This window comes from Candidatus Rhodobacter oscarellae (genome assembly GCF_001078595.1).
Classification (GTDB): Bacteria; Pseudomonadota; Alphaproteobacteria; order Rhodobacterales; family Rhodobacteraceae; genus Rhodobacter_B; species Rhodobacter_B oscarellae.
Genome location: NZ_LFTY01000002.1, coordinates 130480 through 152370 on the forward strand (window position 1 = coordinate 130480; position 21891 = coordinate 152370).

Consider the following 21891-nt stretch of genomic DNA (forward strand, 5'->3'; position numbering starts at 1 on the left):
ATGCGCGGGGCGAGTATTGACATAGTGCAACACGAGGAACGTGCATGCCAACGATTCAACAGCTGATCCGCAAGCCGCGGCAGCCAAAAGTAAAACGCTCGAAGTCCCTGCACCTCGAGAGCTGCCCGCAAAAGCGCGGCGTGTGCACCCGCGTGTACACCACCACGCCCAAGAAGCCGAACTCGGCCATGCGGAAGGTCGCCAAAGTGCGCCTGACCAACGGCTTCGAGGTGATCAGCTACATCCCCGGTGAGAGCCACAACCTCCAGGAGCACTCCGTTGTGCTGATCCGCGGCGGTCGTGTGAAAGACCTTCCCGGTGTGCGCTATCACATCCTGCGTGGTGTTCTGGATACCCAGGGCGTCAAAGACCGTAAGCAGCGTCGTTCGAAGTACGGCGCCAAGCGTCCGAAGTAAGAGGAATTACAGATGTCCCGCCGTCACGCTGCTGAGAAACGCGAAGTCCTGCCCGACGCCAAGTATGGCGATATCGTGCTGACGAAATTCATGAACAACCTGATGATCGACGGTAAGAAGTCGGTCGCCGAGCGCATCGTCTACCACGCGATGGACCGGGTCCAGGACAAGCTGAAGAAAGAGCCGATCGAGGTCTTTCACGAAGCGCTGGACAACATCAAGCCGTCGGTCGAGGTTCGCTCGCGCCGGGTTGGTGGTGCCACCTACCAGGTGCCGGTCGAGGTTCGCCCCGAGCGCCGCGAGGCCCTGGCGATCCGCTGGCTGATCACCGCCAGCCGCAACCGCAACGAAAACACGATGGAAGAACGCCTCGCCGGCGAGCTGCTGGACGCAGTGAACGGCCGCGGCACCGCCGTGAAGAAGCGCGAAGACACCCACAAGATGGCCGACGCTAACAAAGCGTTCAGCCATTACCGATGGTAACCGAACTCTCCTATTGACCTAGAGGCACCAGACCCATGGCACGCGAATATCCTCTCGAGCTTTACCGCAACTTCGGCATCATGGCCCATATCGACGCAGGCAAGACCACCTGCTCGGAGCGGATCCTGTACTACACGGGCAAAGAGCATAACATCGGCGAGGTGCATGACGGCGCCGCAACCATGGACTGGATGGAGCAGGAGCAGGAGCGTGGCATCACGATCACCTCGGCGGCAACCACCACCTTCTGGGAGCGCACCGAGGACGGCCAGAACGCCGAAAGCCCCAAGCACCGCTTGAACATCATCGACACCCCCGGCCACGTGGACTTCACCATCGAGGTGGAGCGCTCGCTGGCGGTGCTCGACGGTGCTGTTTGCGTGCTCGACGCCAACGCTGGCGTTGAGCCGCAGACCGAGACCGTTTGGCGCCAGGCCGACCGCTACAAGGTTCCGCGGATGGTCTTCGTCAACAAGATGGACAAGATCGGCGCCGATTTCTTCAACTGTGTCGAGATGATCGAGGACCGCACCGGCGCCCGCGCCGTGCCGGTTGGCATCCCGATTGGGGCCGAGACCGAGCTTGAGGGCCTGATCGACCTGGTCACCATGGAAGAGTGGCTGTGGCAGGGCGAAGACCTTGGCGCGTCCTGGGTGAAAGCGCCCGTGCGTGACAGCCTCAAGGACATGGCCGACGAATGGCGCGGCAAGATGATCGAGGCCGCCGTCGAAGAAGACGACGACGCGATGGAAGCCTACCTGGAAGGCGAAGAGCCCGACGTGCCTACCTTGCGCAAACTGCTGCGCAAGGGCACGCTGGCGATGAGCTTTGTGCCGGTTCTGGGTGGCTCTGCCTTTAAGAACAAGGGTGTGCAGCCCCTGCTGAACGCCGTGATCGACTACCTGCCCAGCCCGCTGGACGTGGTCGACTACATGGGCTTTAAGCCCGGCGACGAAGAAGAGACCCGTGACATCGCCCGCCGTGCGGATGACGACATGGCGTTCTCGGGCCTTGCGTTCAAGATCATGAACGACCCCTTCGTGGGCTCCCTTACCTTCACCCGGATCTACTCGGGCACGATGAACAAGGGCGACACCGTTCTGAACTCGACCAAGGGCAAGAAAGAGCGCATCGGTCGTATGATGATGATGCACTCGATCAAGCGCGACGAGATCGAAGAGGCGTTTGCCGGCGACATCATCGCGCTGGCCGGTCTGAAGGACACCACCACGGGCGACACTCTGTGCGATCAGAAAGAGCCGGTCGTGCTGGAGACGATGACCTTCCCCGATCCGGTGATCGAGATCGCGGTCGAGCCGAAGACCAAGAACGACCAAGAGAAGATGAGCCAGGGCCTGCAGCGTTTGGCTGCCGAGGACCCCTCCTTCCGCGTCGAGACCGACATGGAGAGCGGTCAGACCATCATGAAGGGCATGGGCGAACTTCACCTGGACATCCTGGTCGACCGCCTCAAGCGCGAGTTCAAGGTCGAGGCCAATATCGGTGCGCCACAGGTGGCCTATCGTGAGACGATCTCGAAAGAGGTCGAGCACACCTACACCCACAAGAAACAGTCGGGTGGTTCGGGTCAGTACGCCGAGGTGAAGATGATCATCACGCCGACCGAGGCGGGCGAGGGCTTCTCGTTCGAGAGCCGGATCGTCGGCGGTGCGGTGCCGAAGGAATACATCCCCGGTGTCGAAAAGGGCATCAAGTCGGTCATGGATAGCGGCCCGCTGGCTGGTTTCCCGGTCATCGACTTCAAGGTTGCTCTGGTGGACGGCAAGTTCCACGACGTGGACTCCAGCGTGCTGGCGTTTGAGATCGCCGGTCGTATGGGCATGCGTGAAGGCATGCGCATGGGCGGGGCCAAACTGCTTGAGCCGGTGATGAAGGTCGAAGTGATCACGCCGGAGGAATACACCGGTGGCATCATCGGCGACCTGACCTCGCGTCGTGGCCAGGTGAGCGGGCAGGAGCCGCGCGGCAACGCCGTTGCGATCAACGCCTTCGTGCCGCTGGCGAACATGTTCGGCTACATCAACAACCTGCGTTCCATGTCCTCGGGCCGCGCGCAGTTCACGATGCAGTTCGACCATTACGATCCGGTGCCGCAGAACATCAGCGAAGAAATCCAGGCGAAGTTCGCCTAAACGAAACAACGGAATTTGGGTGGGGCAGTGCCCCACCCCTCTGAACAAGAGGAGGCCATCATGGCAAAGGAAAAGTTTGAGCGTAACAAGCCGCACGTGAACATCGGCACGATCGGGCACGTGGACCACGGCAAGACGACGCTGACGGCGGCGATCACGAAGTATTTCGGCGACTTCCAGGCGTATGACCAGATCGACGGCGCGCCCGAGGAGAAGGCCCGCGGGATCACGATCTCGACCGCGCACGTGGAGTACGAGACCGAGGCGCGCCACTACGCCCACGTCGACTGCCCCGGCCACGCCGACTACGTCAAGAACATGATCACCGGTGCCGCCCAGATGGACGGCGCGATCCTGGTGGTGAACGCCGCCGACGGCCCGATGCCGCAGACCCGCGAGCACATCCTGCTGGCCCGCCAGGTGGGCGTGCCCGCGCTGGTGGTGTTCATGAACAAGGTCGACCAGGTGGATGACGAGGAGCTGCTGGAGCTCGTCGAGATGGAGATCCGCGAGCTGCTGTCCTCCTACGACTTCCCCGGCGACGACATCCCGATCGTGGCGGGCTCGGCCCTGGCCGCGATGGAGGGCAACAACCCGGCGATCGGCGAGGAGAAGATCAAAGAGCTGATGGCGGCGGTGGACGAGGCGATCCCGACGCCCGAGCGCGCCGTGGACCAGCCCTTCCTGATGCCCGTCGAGGACGTGTTCTCGATCTCGGGCCGCGGCACGGTTGCCACGGGCCGGGTGGAGCGCGGCGTGATCAAGGTCGGCGAAGAGATCGAGATCGTCGGCATCAAGGACACGCAGAAGACGACCTGCACGGGCGTGGAGATGTTCCGCAAGCTGCTCGACCAGGGCGAGGCCGGCGACAATATCGGCGCGCTGCTGCGCGGCGTGGCCAAGGAGGCGATCGAGCGCGGCCAGGTGCTGTGCAAGCCCGGCTCCGTGAAGCCGCACACCAAGTTCACCGCCGAGGCCTACATCCTGACCAAGGAAGAAGGCGGCCGCCACACGCCGTTCTTCTCAGGCTACCGGCCGCAGTTCTACTTCCGGACCACGGACGTGACCGGCAACTTCAAGCTGCCCGAGGGCACCGAGATGGTGATGCCTGGGGACAATATCAGCTTTGAGGCCGAGCTGATCGCGCCGATCGCGATGGAGGAGGGCCTGCGCTTCGCCATCCGTGAGGGCGGCCGCACCGTGGGTGCCGGCGTCGTCGCGAAGATCATCGAGTAACAGCGGGGCTTCCTCGCGCCCCGGGCGGGTCACCCCGCCCAACGGGCACTCCTCGGCCGGCGATGCCGCCCAGCAGGGCGGCGGAGCAGCCACACTATAGAAACCGGTTCGACGAGGGGCGGAGCGCCCGCCCCTCCTCTCAACTGAAAGGAAAACAAAATGGCCATCCAAAGCCAAAACATTCGGATCCGCCTTAAGGCGTTCGATTACCGGGTTCTCGACGCGTCGACCCAGGAAATCGTGAACACCGCCAAGCGGACCGGCGCCCAGGTGCGCGGGCCCATCCCGCTGCCCAACAAGATCGAGAAATTCACGGTCTTGCGCGGCCCCCACGTGGACAAGAAGTCCCGTGATCAGTGGGAAATCCGGACGCATAAGCGCCTGCTCGACATCGTGGACCCGACGCCGCAGACCGTGGACGCGCTGATGAAGCTCGACCTCGCCGCGGGCGTCGACGTGCAGATCTCGGTCTAAGGGGGGCAAACAGACATGCGCTCTGGTGTTATCGCGAAGAAGGTCGGCATGACCCGGCTCTTCATGGAGGACGGAAAGCAGATCCCTGTGACCGTGCTTCAGTTGGACAAATTGCAGGTGGTCGCTCAGCGCACCGCCGAGAAGGACGGCTACACCGCCGTGCAGCTCGGCGCGGGCTCGGCGAAGGCCAAGCGGACCTCGCAGGCCATGCGTGGGCACTTCGCCGCGGCGAAGGTAGAGCCCAAGCGGAAGGTCGCAGAGTTCCGGGTCGCCCCTGAGAACCTCATCGAAGTGGGCGCCGAGATCTCGGCGGATCACTACCTGGCCGGTCAATTCGTGGATGTCTCTGGCACCTCGATCGGTAAGGGCTTTGCCGGTGCGATGAAGCGGCACAACTTCGGCGGGCTGCGCGCCTCGCACGGCGTGTCGATCAGCCACCGCTCGCACGGCTCGACGGGCCAGTGTCAGGACCCCGGTCGGGTGTTCAAGGGCAAGAAGATGGCGGGCCACATGGGCGCGGCCAAGGTCACCACGCAGAACCTGCAGGTGGTCAAGACCGACGCCGACCGCGGCCTGATCATGATCAAGGGCGCCGTGCCCGGATCAAAGGGCGGCTGGGTGACGATCAAGGACGCGGTTAAGAAATCCGCGCCCGCCGATCTGCCGACCCCTGCCGGGCTGAAATCCGACGCCGCTCCGGTTGCCGAGGCGCCCGCCGAGGCCGCCGCACAAGAAGGAGGCGAGGCCAATGAAAGCTGATGCCATCAAACTGGACGGCGGCAAGGCCGGGTCGGTTGACCTGGACGACGCCATCTTTGGGCTGGAGCCGCGCGCGGACATCCTGCACCGCGTGGTGCGCTGGCAGCGCAACAAGGCGCAGGCCGGTACGCACAAGGTGAAGACCCGGTCCGAGACCAGCTACTCGACGAAGAAGATCTACCGCCAGAAGGGCACCGGTGGCGCACGCCACGGCGACCGGAACGCGCCGATCTTCCGCAAGGGCGGCATCTACAAGGGCCCGACCCCGCGTAGCCATGCCCACGACCTGCCCAAGAAGTTCCGCAAGCTGGGGCTCAAGCACGCGCTGAGCGCCAAGGCGCAGGCGGGCGAACTGGTGGTGATCGAGAGCGCCGAGAGCGACGGCAAGACCTCGGTCCTGGCCAAGCAGATGCGCGAGCTGGGCTGGAAGAAGGCCCTGATCATCGACGGCGCCGCCGTGAACGAGGGCTTCGCCAAGGCCGCCGCCAATATCGACGGCCTGGACGTGCTGCCCTCGATGGGCGCCAACGTGTATGACATCCTCAAGCGCGAGACCCTGGTCTTGACGAAGGCGGGTGTCGAAGCTCTGGAGGCTCGACTGAAATGAGCGCAGAACCCAAGCACTACGACACGATCCGCAAGCCGATCATCACCGAGAAGGCCACCATGGCGTCCGAGAACGGCGCGGTTGTCTTCGAGGTGGCGATGGAGGCCAACAAGCCCGCCATCAAGGAGGCCATCGAGGCGCTCTTTGGCGTCAAGGTGAAGGCGGTGAACACCACCATCACCAAGGGCAAGCATAAGCGGTTCCGCGGGCGCCTCGGCACCCGCAAGGACGTCAAGAAGGCCTATGTGACGCTCGAAGAGGGCAACACGATCGACGTGTCCACCGGTCTCTAGGCCGGGCGATGGGGTCAAACCCCATCCTACGAAATCAGAGAGGCCCTCGCGTGAAGCGGGGGCCTTTTTTTGCTTTACCGGCGCTTAATGGTCGCCATGCCCGTGTTCGCGGTGGATCGCAGAGATGGCCACGGTGGCGCTATAACCCGGCACGGGCCCGCCTTTGGTCATCGAGATGTCTCCGCCGGTTTTGATCACCTCATAAGAGACAAACTTCACAAATTCCTCGTGGTGATTGTCCCAGCCGCCCTTAACGGCGTTTCTGGCCTGGGAATGCGGCATCCGACATACGCACGGCTGGCATGATTGCTTTATTGCGCCGATTGACAATTGCTAGTTGTGAGCGTCATAGCATACCAATTGCGGAATGTAGGCTGAGGGGAATTGATGTGGCGGAAGTGGCAAATACTGGAGTAATGCAAGGCTGGGGGGCGTTGCAACGGGACAACCCCTGGCCGGAATTTGAATGGGGGAGCGTTGAATCATTTTCGCTGGCTCTGGACGGTGGTGGCAGGCATCTGGTTACGGACAAAATCAAGGAAAATCCGGACGGCATACTCGTGGAAATTGGCACTTTTTTGGGTGGATCCGCAATTCGATGGCTCAATGCGTCGGACCGTCTTCGTGTAATTGGGGTCGACCCATGGGGCGGTAATTGGGGTCCCTATGTCGAACAGATGAAGACGCATCCGAGTTTTCTGAAACACTTGCCAGAAGGCCGTGATATTCTCGAGATTGCGAGCGCTATTAGGAAGCATGGAAACTTTTGTATCGCGCTGAACAATTTGAGGAAATTCAAGGATCGTTTCATTCCCGTCAGGCAAAAATCCCCGGACGTGTTTGACGATCTTAAACGCCGCGGAATCAAGCCTGACATAATCTATATAGACGCCTTCAAGACCCCGGAGGATTTGGACGCTGCCTTTGCCGCGTTCCCAAACGCCGTTTTGTGCGGTGATGACTGGGATTGGCGTAACGAAGAAGGGGTTTTTCAGATGCGGGATAACGTCAACAGGTTTTCTCAGAAGCACCGCAAAGAAGTGGTCGCGGTAGGGGCAACGTGGTTGCTGAAATGACGCTTATGGTTGCGCCAAGGCCTTGTATCTCAGGACGTTCTGCCCGCGCGCATAGAGTTTCGCGGTCAATATCCCTAAGGATGTCGCCCACCACCCGGCGGGAACAGGCCCGAATAATCGACAGGTAGAAATGTCACGCACATAAGTCCCGGCTGCCCGATCTCCTGACCCCGGCGAGTCAGATGCAAGGCCAAGGATAGACACCCGATGCCAGCGCCAAAAAACCGTTTGAACCTATAGACACCCCCACCCGACCCCGCTATACCGCATCCGTCTAGCCGCCCCGGATTCGTCCGGGGCTGTTTGGTTTTCGAATTTGGGGACCTTCGGGGCCCTTTAACATAGGCGGGTCGGCTTTCTAACATGGCCCGCCGTCTAGCTAACGGAAGAGAGCAAGCATGGCACTCAAGTCGTACAAACCTACGACGCCTGGCCAGCGCGGGCTGGTGCTGATCGACCGTTCGGAGCTTTGGAAAGGCCGCCCGGTCAAGTCCCTCACTGAGGGTCTGACCAAGAAGGCGGGCCGGAACAACACCGGACGGATCACGATGCGCCGCCGCGGCGGTGGGGCGAAACGCCTCTACAGAATCGTGGACTTCAAGCGTCGCAAGTTCGACGTCGCCGCCACGGTTGAACGCATCGAATATGACCCGAACCGCACCGCGTTCATCGCGCTGGTGAAGTACGAGGACGGCGAGCAGGCCTATATCCTGGCCCCGCAGCGCCTCGCGATCGGCGATCAGGTCGTGGCCTCCGAGAAGGCCGACATCAAGCCGGGCAACGCCATGCCCTTCAGCGGCATGCCCATCGGTACCATCGTCCATAACGTGGAGATGAAGCCGGGCAAGGGCGGGCAGATCGCTCGCGCGGCGGGCACCTACGCGCAGTTCGTGGGCCGTGATGGCTCCTACGCGCAGATCCGCCTCAGCTCTGGCGAGCTGCGCCTGGTGCGCCAGGAATGCATGGCCACCGTGGGCGCCGTGTCGAACCCCGACAACTCCAACCAGAACCTCGGCAAGGCCGGTCGCGTGCGCCACATGGGCAAGCGTCCCAGCGTGCGAGGCGTGGTCATGAACCCGGTCGATCACCCGCATGGCGGCGGTGAGGGCCGGACCTCGGGCGGCCGCCACCCGGTCACCCCATGGGGCGTCCCCACCAAGGGCAAGCGCACCCGGAACAAGAACAAAGCGTCCAGCAAGCTGATCATCCGCTCGCGTCACGCCAAGAAGAAAGGGCGCTAGAACATGAGCCGCTCTGTTTGGAAGGGCCCCTTCGTCGACAGCTATGTCCTGAAGAAGGCCGAGAAGACCCGCGAGTCGGGCCGCAACGAGGTCATCAAGATCTGGTCGCGCCGCTCCACCATCCTGCCGCAATTCGTTGGGCTCACCTTCGGTGTGTACAACGGCCGCAAGCACATCCCGGTGAACGTCTCCGAGGATATGATCGGGCAGAAATTCGGCGAGTACAGCCCGACGCGCACCTATTACGGTCACGCGGCGGACAAGAAAGCGAAGAGGAAGTAAGCCATGGGCAAGGATAAAAATCCCCGCCGCGTGGCGGATAACGAGGCGATGGCGAAACTGCGCATGCTCAAAACGAGCCCGCAGAAGCTGAACCTTCTGGCGGCGCTGATCCGCGGCAAGAAGGTCGAGCGCGCGCTCAACGACCTGACCTTCTCGAAAAAGCGCGTCGCGCTGGACGTCAAGAAGTGCCTGCAGTCCGCGATCGCGAACGCCGAGAACAACCACAACCTGGACGTGGACGAGCTGATCGTTGCCGAGGCCTGGGTGGGCAAGAACCTCACCATGAAGCGCGGTCGCCCGCGTGCCCGGGGCCGCTATGGCCGCATCGTGAAGCCGTTCGCGGAGCTGACAATCAAGGTCCGCCAGGTCGAGGAGCAAGCCTAATGGGTAACAAAACCAATCCGATCGGCATGCGCCTGCAGGTGAACCGCACCTGGGACAGCCGCTGGTACGCCGACACCAAGGATTATGGCGACCTCCTTCTGGAGGACCTCAAGATCCGCAAGTTCATCGAGACCGAGTGCAAGCAAGCCGGCGTCAGCAAGGTGATCATCGAGCGCCCGCACAAGAAGTGCCGGGTGACGGTGCACACCGCGCGCCCCGGCGTGATCATCGGCAAGAAAGGCGCCGATATCGAGGGCCTGCGCCGCAAGCTGGCCGCGATGACCGCCAGCGAGCTGCACCTCAACATCGTCGAGGTCCGCAAGCCGGAACTGGACGCGCAACTGGTGGCCGACAGCATCGCCCAGCAGCTTGAACGCCGGGTCAGCTTCCGCCGCGCGATGAAGCGGGCGGTGCAGAACTCGATGCGCATGGGCGCCTTGGGCATCCGCGTGAACGTCGCGGGCCGCCTTGGCGGCGCCGAGATCGCCCGGACCGAATGGTACCGCGAGGGCCGGGTGCCGCTGCACACGCTGCGCGCCGATATCGATTATGCGACGGTAGAGGCGGTCACGCCCTACGGCATCATCGGCATCAAGGTCTGGATCTTCAAAGGCGAGATCATGGAGCACGACCCGTCGGCTCGTGATCGTAAGCAGCAAGAGCTGCAGGACGGCCCGGCCCCACGTGGCGCCGGTGGCGGCCGCCGAGACCGCTAGGAGGAACGATAGATGCTACAACCAAAACGCACCAAGTTCCGCAAGATCCAGAAGGGCCGCATTCGCGGCCTGGCCAAGGGTGGCTCGGACCTTAACTTCGGCTCCTACGGGCTGAAATCCACCGAACCGGAGCGTGTCACCGCGCGCCAGATCGAGGCCGCTCGTCGTGCCATGACGCGCCACATGAAGCGTCAGGGCCGCGTTTGGATCCGGATCTTCCCGGACACCCCCGAGACCTCCAAGCCGGTTGAAGTCCGGATGGGTAAAGGTAAGGGCTCGGTCGATTACTGGGCCTGCAAGGTCAAGCCCGGCCGGATCATGTTCGAGATCGACGGCGTCTCCGACGAGGTCGCCCGCGAGGCCCTGCGCCTGGCCGCGATGAAGCTGCCGGTGAAATGCCGGATCGTTCAGCGCGAAGACTGGTAAGCTCTGGGCGGCGGCCCTGCGGGCCGCGATCCTAAGAATTGAGCCCCCGCTGAGTGATCAGCGGGGGCTTTTCTTTTGCGGTACATTGGTGTCTTGCAATCGCCCCTAGCGGTTCTAGACTTCAGGCATGAGATTCACTTGTTTCCTTTTCCTGGCCTTGGGTCTGGCGCTGAGCTCCGCCGCCCAGGCATCGCCCGGCGCGCTCTGCGTGGAGCAGCAACTCGCCGCCGCCAAATTCGACCCCGGCCCGGTGGATGGCAAGATTGACGACGCCACGAAAAAGGCCTTCGCCAGCTTCGCGGCCAAGCGCGGATTGCGCGCCAAAGTGCCGTTGCATGAATTCTCTGCGATGAGCTATTGCCGCCAGATTGGGCTGAAGATCTCGCGCCTGAAGCGGCAATGGCCGTCGCGCAAGGGGGCCTTCGACTTTCACGTGGGCAAGGGTGTGGACCGGCAAGTTGCAAAGCGGATCCAGAGCCAGCTCAAGAAGGCGCGGCCGCGCATGGCCAAGTTTTTCAAGCTGGAATTGCCGGGCCGCGACAAGGTCGTCATTGGGGCTAGCGCGGGGGTGATTGGGGGGCTGGTCGAGCAGCACACCGAGTATCCTGGGCGTTCTATCGCCTCCGTCGCCCGCCGCCATTGCAGCAACAAGGGTGGCATCGGCGCCTTTGTTCTACCGGGCTTGGCGGTCTTCTGCGTGCAACCCGGATACCGCAGCAAGAACGAGAACTGGCAGCGCGAGATCGACTTTGTCACGGCCCATGAGCTGGTGCATCTGGTGCAGACCCAAGTGGCCGGGACATCCGCGCCGGGCAGCTCTGCCGCCGCCAAGCTAGAGCGCGATGGCCCGGTTTGGCTGGTCGAAGGTTTCGCCAACGCCTATGCGATCAGCGGGCGGACCGGCATCAGTGCTGCGGAGGGGTTCTTGTTTTCAAATTCCTTTTATGACGGCAAGCGCATCCCGAGCCTTAAGACGCTTGAAAAGCGCAGCGCGCTGCACTCGCATTACAGCGATGTTTACGACGCGGGGACGATCGCGGCGATTGATCTGGTGGGTCTGAAGGGGGCGAAGTCCTATGGCCGGTATCTGGATATCCTGGCGACCGGGGCGTCCTGGCAGGCGGCCTTCAAAGCGGCCTTTGGGATGACGCCGGAGGCGTTCTACAAGCGCTTTGATCGCCGGTATCGCTCTTAGCGCATCACAGGGAAATTAAGGGCGGTTGCGGGTTCCCAACATCTGTCCCGGTGCGGTAAGTGTCCCGCCATGGCTGCTGATATTCGATCCCTCTTTGTCACCCGTCTCTACCAGGCCCATGTTGCGGGCGTGGACTATGACGAGTTGGAGAACTCCTGCTACGCGATCTACGAGGATGATGAGGCCGGGCAGGCCTGGTCCGAGGAGAACGGTTTTCCCGGCTATACTAGCTATGCCAGCCTGACGGACCTGCCGTGGCGGTTCCCGATCTTTGCCGATCTGGTGCGGGCGCTGGACGAAAGCGTGGCGGAGTTCGCTGCGGATCTGGGCTTTGACCTGGATGGTAAGCCGCTGAAGCTAGAGGATATTTGGATCAACATCCTGCCCGAGGGCGGCGCCCATGCCAGCCATATCCACCCGCATTCGGTGATCTCGGGGACGACCTATGTGGCCATGCCCGACGGCGCCTCGGCGCTGAAGCTGGAGGACCCGCGCCACGCGATGATGATGGCCGCTCCGCCGCGCCGCAAGGACGCCCCGGAGGACCGGCAGAGCTTTGTTTACGTGGCGCCCAAGGTCGGTGACGTGCTGCTGTGGGAGAGCTGGTTGCGCCATGAGGTGCCGATGAACATGGCCGAAGGGGAGCGCATCTCGGTGAGCTTCAATTACGGCTGGGGGTGATGGGGTAGAACCCCATCCTACCCATGTGAGGCGATGGGGTGGAACGCCATCCTACCTAACTGCGGTGATGGGGTGGAGCGCCATCCTACCTATCCGGGGTGATGGGGTAGAACCCCATCCTACCTACTCGGGGTGATGGGGTGGAACCCCATCCTACGGCAAATCTTAACGGGATCTTACCGACGCGAGCCCGTATGGGCGCCGAATCGGGGGTTAACGCCTTATTTTGCGGGTAAAACCGGTGTCGGCATAACGTCGGCATTGTGTCGGCTTTCCGTCGGGCAACATGCCCGCAAACGGGGCGGTTAACAGACCGCGCGGTGCCCTCCGCGCCGCACAGGCAGACTTCACACTACGCGCTAGACCACCGCCGGCGGCACCAATGTCGGCGGCGTTCCGTTTGTGAAGACCACATCGTCCCAGCTTACCCCCGTGGCGTTGTTCATCGTCACGCTGAGGTTCTGCGTCGGCAGCGTCGCGGAGGTTAGGGTCATTTGAAACGTCGTGGTGCCGTCCGCGGTGTTCTCGACCAGGGTGGCCTCGGTCGCGGTGTATCCCAGGCCGAGCCCGCCGAGATCGATCGTGAGCACGTCCTCGCCCGGCGCGAAGTCCTGAACCACGGCAATCGTTTCGGTCACGGTCTCTGATCCATTGCCGGTGAAGCCCCCGTTGCCGGCAATCAATCCGATCTCGAACACATCCGCGCCGGATCCGCCCGTCAATTGCGCGGGCAAGTCCACCCCGGGCTCGGCATCGACTCGCGGTGGGGAGTATGAGTATTCGTGCCGCAGCGTGTCATCGCCCTCGCCGCCATCCGCCGTGATCAGATACGCCGCCCCACCTACGCCGAACCCATCCGTTATCAGAAGGTCGTCGCCCTCTGCTCCGAACAGTCCTATGTTGTTTGATCCGCGGGCATCGATCGTATCATTGCCGAGGCCACCATCTAATTCTGGATTGTCCGCGCCGCGGGTCACGATTGTGATCTGGTCATCCCCCGCGTCGCCGAACACGCGGCCTCCAGTTAGAGCACCCTCTATTGTATCGTCGCCTTCTCCGCCTGATATTGTGGAAGCGTTGGCGTTCACGCGCATGAGATCGTTACCCGTGCCGCCATCGAGCGCGCTGCTATTGAGGACCAGCCCGCCGGTGTCGAAGATAAAGACGTCGTCCCCGGCGCCTCCCGAGGCCGTGGCCCCGGCCAGGCCCGTGGCGCTTGGGTCGTAGGTGAAGAGATCGGTCCCGTCGGTCCCGGTGACCGTCTCGCCGTCGTCCACGAAGAAAAGCTCGCCGTCAGAATCTTCGGGGGTATCGTCGGGGGTATCATCGCTGCTTTCGTCGTCGCCGAGTAGATCGAGGGCAACGGCCCCGAGGCCAAGCCCCAGCATGATCCATACAGCAATCACTTCAAAATCCCTCGACACTCCCCCGGGCCGGAGGATAGCGGTCATGTTAACCAAAACCATCTTTGATTTGGAAAAAAACTGTTTCCTGCCGCGGAGCCATGTAGGGGCAGGCCCTCTTGCGCCGTTCGAAATGGCCAAAAAACCAAACCGCGTGGCGAAAAAGCTATGCCGCGGCCGCCGCGCTGTCATAGTCTGAAGCGCGAGTAAGAGGTGCCATCATGCCGGACACGAAACCCATCTTTGCGGGCTATGACCCGGACCCGTCGCGGTCTCGGTCTTTGCTGGCCGCCGCCTATACCAGCGCGGAGTGGTTCGATGCCGACCAGCGCGCGATCCTGTCCAAGAGCTGGCAATGGGTCTGCCATGTCGAGAAGACGCGCGCGCCGGGGTCCTACGTCACCGCCGAGATCGCCGGCCACCCCATCGCCATCGTCCGCGACGCGGACGCCACCCTGCGCGCCTTCTACAACGTCTGCAAGCACCGCGCGCACGCCCTGCTATCGGGCGAGGGCAACACCAGCCGCATCATGTGCCCCTACCACGCCTGGGTGTACCGCCTGGACGGCCAGCTGGCCCGCGCGCCGCATACCGAGAACCTGCACGAGTTCGACGTCAAGGACATCTGCCTGGACGCGGTGCGGGTCGAGGAGTTCTGCGGCTTCGTCTTCGTCAACCTCGACCCGCACGCCGCCCCCCTGGTCCAGCAATCCGGCGACCTGGAGACCGAGATCCGCCACTGGGCCCCGGATGTGGACCAGCTGACCTTCGGGCACCGGCTGACCTATGACATCAGGTCCAACTGGAAGAACGTCGTGGACAACTTCCTGGAATGCTACCACTGCCCCACGGCGCATAAGGATTTCTGCGACCTGGTGGACATGGACACCTACAAGGTCACCACCTACGGTATCTACTCCAGCCACATGGCGGATGCCGGGCGGTCCTCAAACAGCGCCTATGACGTCTCGAACGCCACGGTGAAGACCCATGCCGTGTGGTGGCTCTGGCCGACCACCTGCCTGATGCGCTACCCGGGCCGCTCCAGCATGATCGTGCTCAACGTCATCCCCGTGGGGCCGGACCGCACGTTAGAGACCTATGACTTCTTCCTTGAGACGCCCGAGCCGGACCCGATGGAGCTGGACGCGATCCGATACCTGGACGAGGTCCTGCAGGTCGAGGATATCGGCCTGGTCGAGAGCGTGCAGCGCGGCATGCGCACCCCCGCCTTCACCCAGGGCCGCATCGTGCACGACCCGGACGGCTCGGGGAAATCCGAGCACGCGGTGCATCACTTTCACGGGCTGGTGCTGGACGCCTACGCGTCGGCGGCCGCCCCATAATGCTGGAGGGCAAGATCGCGCTGGTCACCGGCGCGCGGGGCGGCATCGGGCGCGCCATCTGCGCCCGGTTCGAGCGCGAGGGCGCCAAGGTCTACGCCACCGACCTGTCCGAAGGCGGGTCCCTTGACGGCCCCGGCGCGGGGCATTTCCTGCGCATGGACGTGACCGACGAGGGGTCGGTTATTGCCGCGATGCGCCAGGTTCAGGACGAAGAGGGGCATCTGCACATCCTGGTGAACGCCGCGGGCATCGAGATCGAGAAGACCGTCGAGCAGACCTCGCTAGAGGAATGGAACCGCAGCTTTGCGGTCAACGCGACCGGCACCTTCCTGACCTCGAAACACGCGCTGCCCTTGATGCGCGCGGCCGCGAGGGGCGGGGGCAGGGGCGGCGGCAGCAGCAGCGCCAGCCTGATCAACTTTGGCAGCTACGACGGGTTCATCGCCGACCCCGGCCTGGCCGCCTATTGCGCCACCAAGGGGGCGGTGCATGCCCTGACCCGCGCCATGGCCTGTGACCACGGCCCCGAGGGCATCCGCGTCAACGCCATCTGCCCCGGCTATATCGACACGCCCATGCTGCAGAGCTTTTTCAACGGCGACGGGTCCGGCGGCGCAGGCGGCAGCATCGAGACCCTGCAAAAGGCGGTGCGCGACGTGCACCCGATGCGCATCTACGGCACGCCCGAGGACATCGCCAACCTGGTGAACTGGCTGGCCTCGGACGAGGCGCGCTATGCCAGCGGGCAGCTCTGGGTGCTGGACGGGGGGCTGTCGGCGCAGGTGCAGCAGATGCGCCTGTGACCCGGCTGGCAGGCAAGCGCGCCTTTGTGACCGGCGGGCGGTAGGGGATCGGCCGCGCGATTGTCGAGCGCTTCCTGGCGGAGGGCGCGCAGGTCACGGCCTGCGGGCGTGGGCCGCGGCCAGAGGCCTTCCCGGCCGAGTGGGTAAGCCTGGACGTCAGCGACCCGGAAGCCGTGGCGCGGGCCGCAGAGCAGGCCGTAGCAGAGGCGGGCCAAGCGGTGGATATCCTGGTCAACAACGCCGGCGTGCAGGTCGAAAAGACCGTGGTCGACAGCACCGACGCGGATTGGGACGCCGTCATGGGGGTCAACGCGCGCGGGGTCTTCAACTGCTGCCGCGCGTTCATCCCGCGGATGCCCAAGGGCGGCTCGATCATCAATATCGGCTCGATTTCGGGCCATGTCGCGGACCCGTCCATGGCGCTTTACAACGCGTCGAAGGCCTTTGTGCACGGGCTGACGCGGTCCATCGCCGTCGATCACGGGCCCGACATACGCTGCAACGCGATCTGCCCCGGCTGGATCGAGACGGGCATGCTGGAGGCCGGGTTCGACCTGGCGCGCGATCCGCAGGCCGCGCGGCGCGATGCGCTGGCCCGCCACGCGGTGCGCCGGTTCGGGCAGCCCGCCGATGTCGCCGCGATGGCGGTGTGGCTGGCCTCGGACGAGGCCGGGTTCGCCACCGGGCAGCTTTATACGCTGGATGGCGGCATGACGGCGGCCTCGCCTTTGAACCCGGGGCTGTTCTGATGACCGAGATCAAGCATATCGCCGTGCTGGGCGCGGGCGTGATCGGGGCCAGCTGGGCGGCCCTGTTCCTGGCCGCCGGGCGCAGCGTTGCGGTGTTCGACCCCGATCCCGGCGCCGAGGACGCCGCGCGCGCCTACATCAAAAGGGCCTGGCCCGCCCTGCAAGAGCTGGGCCTTACCGAGCGGGCCACGTCCGACGCCATCCGTTTTGCCCCGACCGCAAGCGCGGCGGTCGCGGGCGCGCAATTCGTGCAGGAGAACGTGCCTGAGCGCCTGGCCATCAAACACGCCACCTACCAAGAGATCGAGCCGGCCCTGGCCGCGGGCGCCATCGTTTCAAGCGCCACCTCTGGGCTGACCCTGGAGGCCTTGCAGGAGGGCTGGCGCGACCCGGGCAAGCTAATCCTGGGGCACCCGTTCAACCCGCCGCATCTGATCCCCTTGGTCGAGCTTACGGCGAATGCGCGCACCGGCGCGGGCGTGCTGGAGAGCACCGAGGCGTTCTATCAAGACATCGGCAAGGTCACGATCCGCATCAAGAAGGGCCTGCCCGGCCATGTCGCCAACCGGCTGCAGGCCGCGGTCTGGCGCGAGGCGGTGCATATGGCCCTGGAGGGCGTGGCCAGCGTCGAGGATATCGACAAGGCGATGTGGGCGGGGCCGGGGCTGCGATGGGCCGCCATGGGCCCGACGATGCTGTTCCATCTGGGGGCAGGGGATGGCGGGCTAGAGGCGTTCTGCGCGCATTTCAAGGACACGTTCAACGGCTGGTGGGACGGGCTGGGCGACCCGCGCCTGGACGCGGATGTGATCAAAAAGCTGGTCGCGGGCATGGACGCGCAGGCGCGCGGGCGCAGCCCCGAGGAGCTGTCAGCGGAACGCGACCGGATGCTAACGGCGCTGCAGGCGGCTACGCGGAGCCTGCGCTCTTGAGGCCGGGCTGGTGCATCGGCCAGGCGCGGAATTCGAAGGGCACGCGCCCCTGCACGCGGTCGGCGCTTGGCGCGAGCCCAAAGCGCTGGTGATAGGCCCGCGTGAAATGCGCCTGGCTGTTGAACCCCGCGGCGGCGGCGATCTCGCTGAGCCTTAGCTCTGTTTGCGTCACCAGCCCGCGGGCCCGGTCCAGCCGGATGTCGCGGTAATAGGCGACGGGTGATTTTCGGACGTAGCGCCGAAAGAGCCGCCCCAGATGCCGCTGCGACAGCCCCAGGCGGGCCGAGATGTCGGGGATCGTCAGCGGCGCCTCCAGATGCGCCTCCATCATGTCGATGGCCGCGCGAACCGGGCTTGGCGTGACATATCCCATCGGCTCGAACCCTTTGGGGTTCTGCGAGTGGTCCTCGTCGCGCACGTCATGGTGAAAGAGATACCGCGCCGCGGCGTTCGCGATGCTCTCTCCCGCCGCGGAGCGCAACAGCCGCAGCGCGATGTCGGTCGCCGCCGTGCCGCCGCAGCAGGTAAAGACGCCGTCCTCGACCACGAACAGGGTCTCGGTCACGCTGGTCTCGGGCGCCAGCTCGATAAAGGCGTCGATATGTTCGTAATGGACCGTCGCGGACTTGCCTTTGAGCAGCCCGGCGCGGGCCAGAACGATCCCGCCAGTGTCCAGGCCGCCGATGATGGCGCCGCCCTGGGCCCATCGCACCAGCCTGGCGCTGAGCAGGCTGGACCCGTGCCGCTCTGGTGACCAGCTTGTGCTGACCAGCGCCAGCCAGGGGGTCTCCTTGGCGGGGTAGTCCCTAAGCGCGCCGGTCTGCACCACAAGCCCGCTGCTGGACTCCACCGCGCCGCCCGCCTGGGACAGATAGCTCCACGAGAACCGCGCCGATCCCGACAGGTAATTCGCCACCCGGAACGGGTCGACGAAGGAGGTCGTCGCAGAGACGTTGAAATGCGGCGCCACCAGAACCGCGATCTCCAGGGCGGCGTTGGGATCTTGGGGCATGGCCAAATTTGTATAGCGCTGGGTGAATTCATCAAGCCCGCTTGGGCACTAACCCCACGGCAATTATGTTTGACAGATCCGTGTCGGCCCTGCATTGCACTCCCCAGACGCGGTTGCGTTGGGCCAGATGGCGCGTGGTTACCCTATTTTGAGGGTGTTGCCCTAGAATGCCGCGTGAACAAAGCTTGAAATGCCCGCCGCCATTGCATACAGAAGTATACCAAAGCCAACTGGGCGCGTCGGGGCCTTCCTTCCCGCGCAAACCCACGCCAATCCCGGACCTGATCATGACCGCATACGCCGAGTACCTCGCTGAAATCGAAACCCGCAAAGAGCAGGGGCTCAGCCCCAAGCCCATCGACGATGGCGCCCTGGTGACCGAGATCATTGGCCATATCAAGGACAGCGCCAGCGCCCATCGGGAAGACTGCCTGCGCTTTTTCATCTACAACACGCTGCCCGGCACCACGAGTGCCGCGGGCGCCAAGGCCGCCTTCCTCAAGGAGATCCTGCTGGGCCAGGCAATGGTCGCCGAGATCACGCCGGACTTCGCATTCGAGCTGCTGTCGCATATGAAGGGCGGCCCCTCGGTGGAGGTGCTGCTGGACCTGGCGCTCGGAGACGACGCCGCGCTTGCCAAGGACGCCGCCGAGGTGCTGAAGACCCAGGTCTTCCTCTACGAGGCCGACACCGACCGCATCGCCGCCGCCCATAAGGCCGGCAATGCCATCGCCGCGGAGCTTCTGGACAGCTACGCCAAGGCCGAGTTCTTCACCAAGCTCCCCGAGATCGAGGAGGAGGTCCAAGTCGTCACCTATGTCGCCGCCGAGGGCGACATCTCGACCGACCTGCTGAGCCCCGGCAACCAGGCGCATTCGCGCGCCGACCGCGAGCTGCATGGCAAGTGCCTGATCACCGAGCGCGCCCAGAAAGAGATCCAGGACCTCAAGCTGCAGCACCCGGACGCGCGCGTGATGCTGGTGGCTGAGAAGGGCACGATGGGCGTGGGCTCGTCGCGCATGTCGGGCGTCAACAACGTGGCGCTTTGGACCGGCACGCAGGCCAGCCCCTATGTGCCCTTCGTGAATATCGCCCCGGTCGTGGCGGGCACCAACGGCATCTCGCCGATCTTCCTGACCACCGTGGGCGTCACCGGCGGCATCGGGGTGGACCTGAAGAACTGGGTGAAGAAGGTCGACCAGGACGGCAACCCCATCCTCAACAACGACGGCAACCCGGTCCTGGAGGAGCGCTATTCGGTCGCCACGGGCACGGTGCTGACCATCAACACCAAGCAAAAGAAGCTTTACAACGCCGACGGCTCGGAGGAGCTGGTCGATATGGCGTCCTCCTTCACCCCGCAGAAGGTGGAGTTCATGAAGGCGGGCGGGTCCTACGCGATCGTCTTCGGCAAGAAGCTGCAGACTTTCGCCGCCGAGACCCTGGGCATCGAGGCGCCGCTGGTCTTCGCGCCGTCCAAGGAGATCAGCCACGAGGGCCAGGGCCTGACCGCGGTCGAGAAGATCTTTAACGCCAACGCGGTGGGCGTGACGCCGGGCAACGTGCTGCATGCGGGCTCGGACGTGCGCGCCAGGGTCAACATCGTCGGCAGCCAGGACACCACCGGCCCGATGACCGCGCAAGAGCTCGAGGCGATGGCGGCCACCATCCTGTCCCCCTCGGTGGACGGGGCGTATCAGTCCGGCTGCCACACGGCCTCGGTCTGGGACCTCAAGGCGCAGGCCAACACGCCAAAGCTGATGGCCTTCATGCACAAGTTCGGCCTGGTCACCGGCCGCGACCCCAAGGGCGTCTACCACCCGATGACCGACGTGATCCACAAGGTGCTCAACGACATCACGGTGGATGACTGGGCGATCATCATCGGCGGCGACAGCCACACGCGCATGTCCAAGGGCGTGGCCTTTGGCGCCGATAGCGGCACCGTGGCGCTGGCGCTGGCCACCGGCGAGGCGACCATGCCGATCCCGGAATCCGTGAAGGTCACGTTCAAGGGCCAGATGGCCGAGCACATGGACTTCCGCGACGTGGTGCACGCCACCCAGTTGCAGATGCTGGCGCAGCACGGCGACAACGTGTTCCAGGGCCGCATCATCGAGGTGCATATCGGCACGCTGCTGGCCGACCAGGCCTTTACCTTCACCGACTGGACCGCCGAGATGAAGGCCAAGGCCTCGATCTGCATCTCGAATGACGAGACGCTGATTGAGAGCCTGGAGATCGCCAAGTCCCGCATCCAGATCATGATCGAGAAGGGGATGGAGAACGACGCGCAGATGCTGCAGGGGCTGATCGACATCGCCGAGGCTCGGATCGCGCAGATCCGCTCTGGCGAGAAGCCCGCCCTGTCGCCGGACGACAACGCCAAGTACTTTGCCGAGGTCGTGGTGGACCTGGACGAGATCGTCGAGCCGATGATCGCGGACCCGGATGTGAACAACGCCGACATCTCGAAGCGCTATACGCATGACACGATCCGGCCGATCTCGTTCTACCGCGCCGAGAAGAAGGTCGACCTGGGCTTTGTCGGCTCCTGCATGGTGCATAAGGGCGACATCAAGATCGTGGCGCAGATGCTGCGCAACCTAGAGGCCGCCCATGGCGCGGTGTCCTTCCAGGCGCCGCTGGTCGTGGCCGCGCCGACCTACAACATCATCGACGAGCTGAAGGCCGAGGGCGACTGGGCCATCCTGCAGAAATACTGCGGGTTCGAGTTCGACGACAGCGCGCCCAAAAGGGTCGCCCGGACCGAGTACGAGAACATCCTCTACCTGGAGCGCCCCGGCTGCAACCTGTGTATGGGCAACCAAGAGAAGGCCGCCAAGGGCGACACCGTGCTGGCGACCTCGACGCGGCTGTTCCAGGGCCGCGTGGTGGGCGATAGCGACACCAAGAAGGGCGAGTCCCTGCTGGGGTCAACGCCCGTTGTCGTCCTGTCGGCCATCCTGGGCCGCACGCCCACGCTGGAGGAGTACAAGGTCGCGGTGGAGGGCATCGACCTCACCAAATTCGCGCCGCCGATGGAGAAGCCAGGCATGACCCGCTCGGTGCATTTCTGAGCCGAACGCGTTGCAAGAGGGCCCGCCACTGTGCGGGCCTTTTTTTGTGAACCTCCCGCGAATTTTTCCGCGGGTGTTAAATTTGGGCTTGTCGGCTATGCGGGACAAAACAGCCTTTCGAAGTGTTCGTATGAATGTCTGGTC

Annotated in this window: 24 protein-coding genes; 21 read left to right on the forward strand and 3 right to left on the reverse strand. The window is 63.9% G+C overall.

Features of this window, described 5'->3' with window-relative positions:
• The first annotated feature begins 44 nt into the window (after positions 1-44).
• The 8 genes from rpsL (at position 45) to AIOL_RS05690 (ending at position 6421) form a co-directional block, all read left to right on the forward strand.
• Complete coding sequence (rpsL, locus tag AIOL_RS05655; RefSeq protein ID WP_049642094.1) at positions 45-416, forward strand: 30S ribosomal protein S12; 372 nt, start codon at positions 45-47, stop codon at positions 414-416.
• Positions 417-428: 12 nt separating this feature from the next.
• Positions 429-899, forward strand: coding sequence for a 30S ribosomal protein S7 (gene rpsG / locus AIOL_RS05660; protein WP_049642095.1), 471 nt, complete (start codon positions 429-431; stop codon positions 897-899).
• 35 nt (positions 900-934) lie between these two features.
• The gene (fusA, locus tag AIOL_RS05665; RefSeq protein ID WP_049642096.1) at positions 935-3052 is read left to right on the forward strand and encodes an elongation factor G; all 2118 of its coding nucleotides are present in this window, start codon (positions 935-937) and stop codon (positions 3050-3052) included.
• A gap of 60 nt (positions 3053-3112) precedes the next feature.
• The gene (gene tuf, locus AIOL_RS05670; protein ID WP_049644791.1) at positions 3113-4288 is read left to right on the forward strand and encodes an elongation factor Tu; all 1176 of its coding nucleotides are present in this window, start codon (positions 3113-3115) and stop codon (positions 4286-4288) included.
• Positions 4289-4453: 165 nt separating this feature from the next.
• Positions 4454-4762, forward strand: coding sequence for a 30S ribosomal protein S10 (gene rpsJ / locus AIOL_RS05675; protein ID WP_035248435.1), 309 nt, complete (start codon positions 4454-4456; stop codon positions 4760-4762).
• A gap of 15 nt (positions 4763-4777) precedes the next feature.
• The gene (gene rplC, locus AIOL_RS05680) at positions 4778-5521 is read left to right on the forward strand and encodes a 50S ribosomal protein L3 (RefSeq protein WP_049642097.1); all 744 of its coding nucleotides are present in this window, start codon (positions 4778-4780) and stop codon (positions 5519-5521) included.
• The gene (gene rplD, locus AIOL_RS05685) at positions 5511-6128 is read left to right on the forward strand and encodes a 50S ribosomal protein L4 (protein WP_049642098.1); all 618 of its coding nucleotides are present in this window, start codon (positions 5511-5513) and stop codon (positions 6126-6128) included. The genes rplC and rplD overlap by 11 nt, the downstream gene beginning before the upstream one ends.
• Positions 6125-6421, forward strand: a complete 297-nt coding sequence (locus AIOL_RS05690) for a 50S ribosomal protein L23 (RefSeq protein WP_049642099.1) — start codon at positions 6125-6127, stop codon at positions 6419-6421. The genes rplD and AIOL_RS05690 overlap by 4 nt, the downstream gene beginning before the upstream one ends.
• Positions 6422-6505: 84 nt before the next feature.
• Here AIOL_RS05690 and AIOL_RS25820 read toward each other — a convergent pair whose 3' ends face one another.
• On the reverse strand, positions 6506-6703 hold the full coding sequence (locus AIOL_RS25820) for a hypothetical protein (protein WP_049642100.1): 198 nt from the start codon (positions 6701-6703) through the stop codon (positions 6506-6508).
• Positions 6704-6810: 107 nt separating this feature from the next.
• On the opposite strand from AIOL_RS25820, the gene AIOL_RS05700 reads away from it, so the two are divergent.
• From AIOL_RS05700 to AIOL_RS05735, 8 genes are all read left to right on the forward strand, one after another.
• Complete coding sequence (locus AIOL_RS05700) at positions 6811-7497, forward strand: class I SAM-dependent methyltransferase (RefSeq protein ID WP_152912383.1); 687 nt, start codon at positions 6811-6813, stop codon at positions 7495-7497.
• 398 nt (positions 7498-7895) lie between these two features.
• Positions 7896-8738: a 50S ribosomal protein L2 gene (gene rplB / locus AIOL_RS05705; protein WP_049642102.1), complete on the forward strand. Its 843-nt coding sequence runs from the start codon at positions 7896-7898 to the stop codon at positions 8736-8738.
• Between the two features lie 3 nt (positions 8739-8741).
• Positions 8742-9020, forward strand: a complete 279-nt coding sequence (gene rpsS, locus AIOL_RS05710) for a 30S ribosomal protein S19 (protein ID WP_049642103.1) — start codon at positions 8742-8744, stop codon at positions 9018-9020.
• Between the two features lie 3 nt (positions 9021-9023).
• Entirely contained in the window at positions 9024-9404 is a 381-nt protein-coding gene (gene rplV, locus AIOL_RS05715) for a 50S ribosomal protein L22 (RefSeq protein ID WP_049642104.1), read from the forward strand.
• Positions 9404-10120 (forward strand): 30S ribosomal protein S3, encoded by a 717-nt coding sequence (gene rpsC / locus AIOL_RS05720; protein WP_049642105.1) that lies wholly within the window; start codon positions 9404-9406, stop codon positions 10118-10120. Before rplV ends, rpsC begins: the two co-directional genes overlap by 1 nt.
• 12 nt (positions 10121-10132) lie before the next feature.
• Complete coding sequence (rplP, locus tag AIOL_RS05725) at positions 10133-10546, forward strand: 50S ribosomal protein L16 (protein ID WP_049642106.1); 414 nt, start codon at positions 10133-10135, stop codon at positions 10544-10546.
• A gap of 127 nt (positions 10547-10673) precedes the next feature.
• Positions 10674-11741 (forward strand): hypothetical protein, encoded by a 1068-nt coding sequence (locus AIOL_RS05730; protein WP_049642107.1) that lies wholly within the window; start codon positions 10674-10676, stop codon positions 11739-11741.
• 69 nt (positions 11742-11810) lie between these two features.
• Positions 11811-12422: a TIGR02466 family protein gene (locus AIOL_RS05735; RefSeq protein WP_049642108.1), complete on the forward strand. Its 612-nt coding sequence runs from the start codon at positions 11811-11813 to the stop codon at positions 12420-12422.
• 359 nt (positions 12423-12781) lie between these two features.
• Here the strand turns inward: AIOL_RS05735 and AIOL_RS05740 are convergent, their stop codons facing one another.
• Positions 12782-13828, reverse strand: a complete 1047-nt coding sequence (locus AIOL_RS05740) for a calcium-binding protein (protein WP_152912384.1) — start codon at positions 13826-13828, stop codon at positions 12782-12784.
• Positions 13829-14046: 218 nt separating this feature from the next.
• Between AIOL_RS05740 and AIOL_RS05745 the strand changes: the two genes are divergently transcribed.
• From AIOL_RS05745 to AIOL_RS05760, 4 genes are read left to right on the forward strand one after another with little or no spacing between them, the layout of a single operon-like run.
• A complete protein-coding gene (locus AIOL_RS05745) occupies positions 14047-15171 on the forward strand; it encodes an aromatic ring-hydroxylating oxygenase subunit alpha (RefSeq protein ID WP_049642110.1) in 1125 nt (374 codons plus the stop codon).
• On the forward strand, positions 15171-15974 hold the full coding sequence (locus AIOL_RS05750; protein WP_049642111.1) for an SDR family NAD(P)-dependent oxidoreductase: 804 nt from the start codon (positions 15171-15173) through the stop codon (positions 15972-15974). Before AIOL_RS05745 ends, AIOL_RS05750 begins: the two co-directional genes overlap by 1 nt.
• A 47-nt stretch (positions 15975-16021) precedes the next feature.
• On the forward strand, positions 16022-16723 hold the full coding sequence (locus AIOL_RS05755) for an SDR family NAD(P)-dependent oxidoreductase (protein ID WP_326973175.1): 702 nt from the start codon (positions 16022-16024) through the stop codon (positions 16721-16723).
• Positions 16723-17655 carry a 3-hydroxyacyl-CoA dehydrogenase family protein gene (locus tag AIOL_RS05760; RefSeq protein ID WP_049642112.1) on the forward strand — a complete coding sequence of 311 codons (933 nt, stop codon included), beginning with the start codon at positions 16723-16725 and terminating at the stop codon, positions 17653-17655. Before AIOL_RS05755 ends, AIOL_RS05760 begins: the two co-directional genes overlap by 1 nt.
• Here the strand turns inward: AIOL_RS05760 and AIOL_RS05765 are convergent.
• The gene (locus AIOL_RS05765; protein ID WP_049642113.1) at positions 17633-18667 is read right to left on the reverse strand and encodes a GlxA family transcriptional regulator; all 1035 of its coding nucleotides are present in this window, start codon (positions 18665-18667) and stop codon (positions 17633-17635) included. The genes AIOL_RS05760 and AIOL_RS05765 overlap by 23 nt on opposite strands.
• A gap of 287 nt (positions 18668-18954) precedes the next feature.
• Between AIOL_RS05765 and AIOL_RS05770 the strand changes: the two genes are divergently transcribed.
• Positions 18955-21747, forward strand: coding sequence for a bifunctional aconitate hydratase 2/2-methylisocitrate dehydratase (locus AIOL_RS05770; RefSeq protein WP_049642114.1), 2793 nt, complete (start codon positions 18955-18957; stop codon positions 21745-21747).
• Positions 21748-21891: the final 144 nt, after the last annotated feature.

Bases quoted from the DNA above. Each gene is read 5' to 3' on its own strand.
- rplP (WP_049642106.1), top strand. From the start codon at position 10,133: ATGCTACAACCAAAACGCACCAAGTTCCGCAAGATCCAGAAGGGCCGC.
- rplD (WP_049642098.1), top strand. From the start codon at position 5,511: ATGAAAGCTGATGCCATCAAACTGGACGGCGGCAAGGCCGGGTCGGTT.
- rpsC (WP_049642105.1), top strand. From the start codon at position 9,404: ATGGGTAACAAAACCAATCCGATCGGCATGCGCCTGCAGGTGAACCGC.
- rpsG (WP_049642095.1), top strand. From the start codon at position 429: ATGTCCCGCCGTCACGCTGCTGAGAAACGCGAAGTCCTGCCCGACGCC.
- rplC (WP_049642097.1), top strand. From the start codon at position 4,778: ATGCGCTCTGGTGTTATCGCGAAGAAGGTCGGCATGACCCGGCTCTTC.
- rpsL (WP_049642094.1), top strand. From the start codon at position 45: ATGCCAACGATTCAACAGCTGATCCGCAAGCCGCGGCAGCCAAAAGTA.
- tuf (WP_049644791.1), top strand. From the start codon at position 3,113: ATGGCAAAGGAAAAGTTTGAGCGTAACAAGCCGCACGTGAACATCGGC.
- AIOL_RS25820 (WP_049642100.1), bottom strand. From the start codon at position 6,703: ATGCCGCATTCCCAGGCCAGAAACGCCGTTAAGGGCGGCTGGGACAAT.
- AIOL_RS05760 (WP_049642112.1), top strand. From the start codon at position 16,723: ATGACCGAGATCAAGCATATCGCCGTGCTGGGCGCGGGCGTGATCGGG.
- AIOL_RS05770 (WP_049642114.1), top strand. From the start codon at position 18,955: ATGACCGCATACGCCGAGTACCTCGCTGAAATCGAAACCCGCAAAGAG.
- fusA (WP_049642096.1), top strand. From the start codon at position 935: ATGGCACGCGAATATCCTCTCGAGCTTTACCGCAACTTCGGCATCATG.
- AIOL_RS05735 (WP_049642108.1), top strand. From the start codon at position 11,811: ATGGCTGCTGATATTCGATCCCTCTTTGTCACCCGTCTCTACCAGGCC.
- AIOL_RS05730 (WP_049642107.1), top strand. From the start codon at position 10,674: ATGAGATTCACTTGTTTCCTTTTCCTGGCCTTGGGTCTGGCGCTGAGC.
- rplV (WP_049642104.1), top strand. From the start codon at position 9,024: ATGGGCAAGGATAAAAATCCCCGCCGCGTGGCGGATAACGAGGCGATG.
- rplB (WP_049642102.1), top strand. From the start codon at position 7,896: ATGGCACTCAAGTCGTACAAACCTACGACGCCTGGCCAGCGCGGGCTG.
- AIOL_RS05750 (WP_049642111.1), top strand. From the start codon at position 15,171: ATGCTGGAGGGCAAGATCGCGCTGGTCACCGGCGCGCGGGGCGGCATC.
- rpsS (WP_049642103.1), top strand. From the start codon at position 8,742: ATGAGCCGCTCTGTTTGGAAGGGCCCCTTCGTCGACAGCTATGTCCTG.
- AIOL_RS05765 (WP_049642113.1), bottom strand. From the start codon at position 18,667: ATGCCCCAAGATCCCAACGCCGCCCTGGAGATCGCGGTTCTGGTGGCG.
- AIOL_RS05745 (WP_049642110.1), top strand. From the start codon at position 14,047: ATGCCGGACACGAAACCCATCTTTGCGGGCTATGACCCGGACCCGTCG.
- AIOL_RS05690 (WP_049642099.1), top strand. From the start codon at position 6,125: ATGAGCGCAGAACCCAAGCACTACGACACGATCCGCAAGCCGATCATC.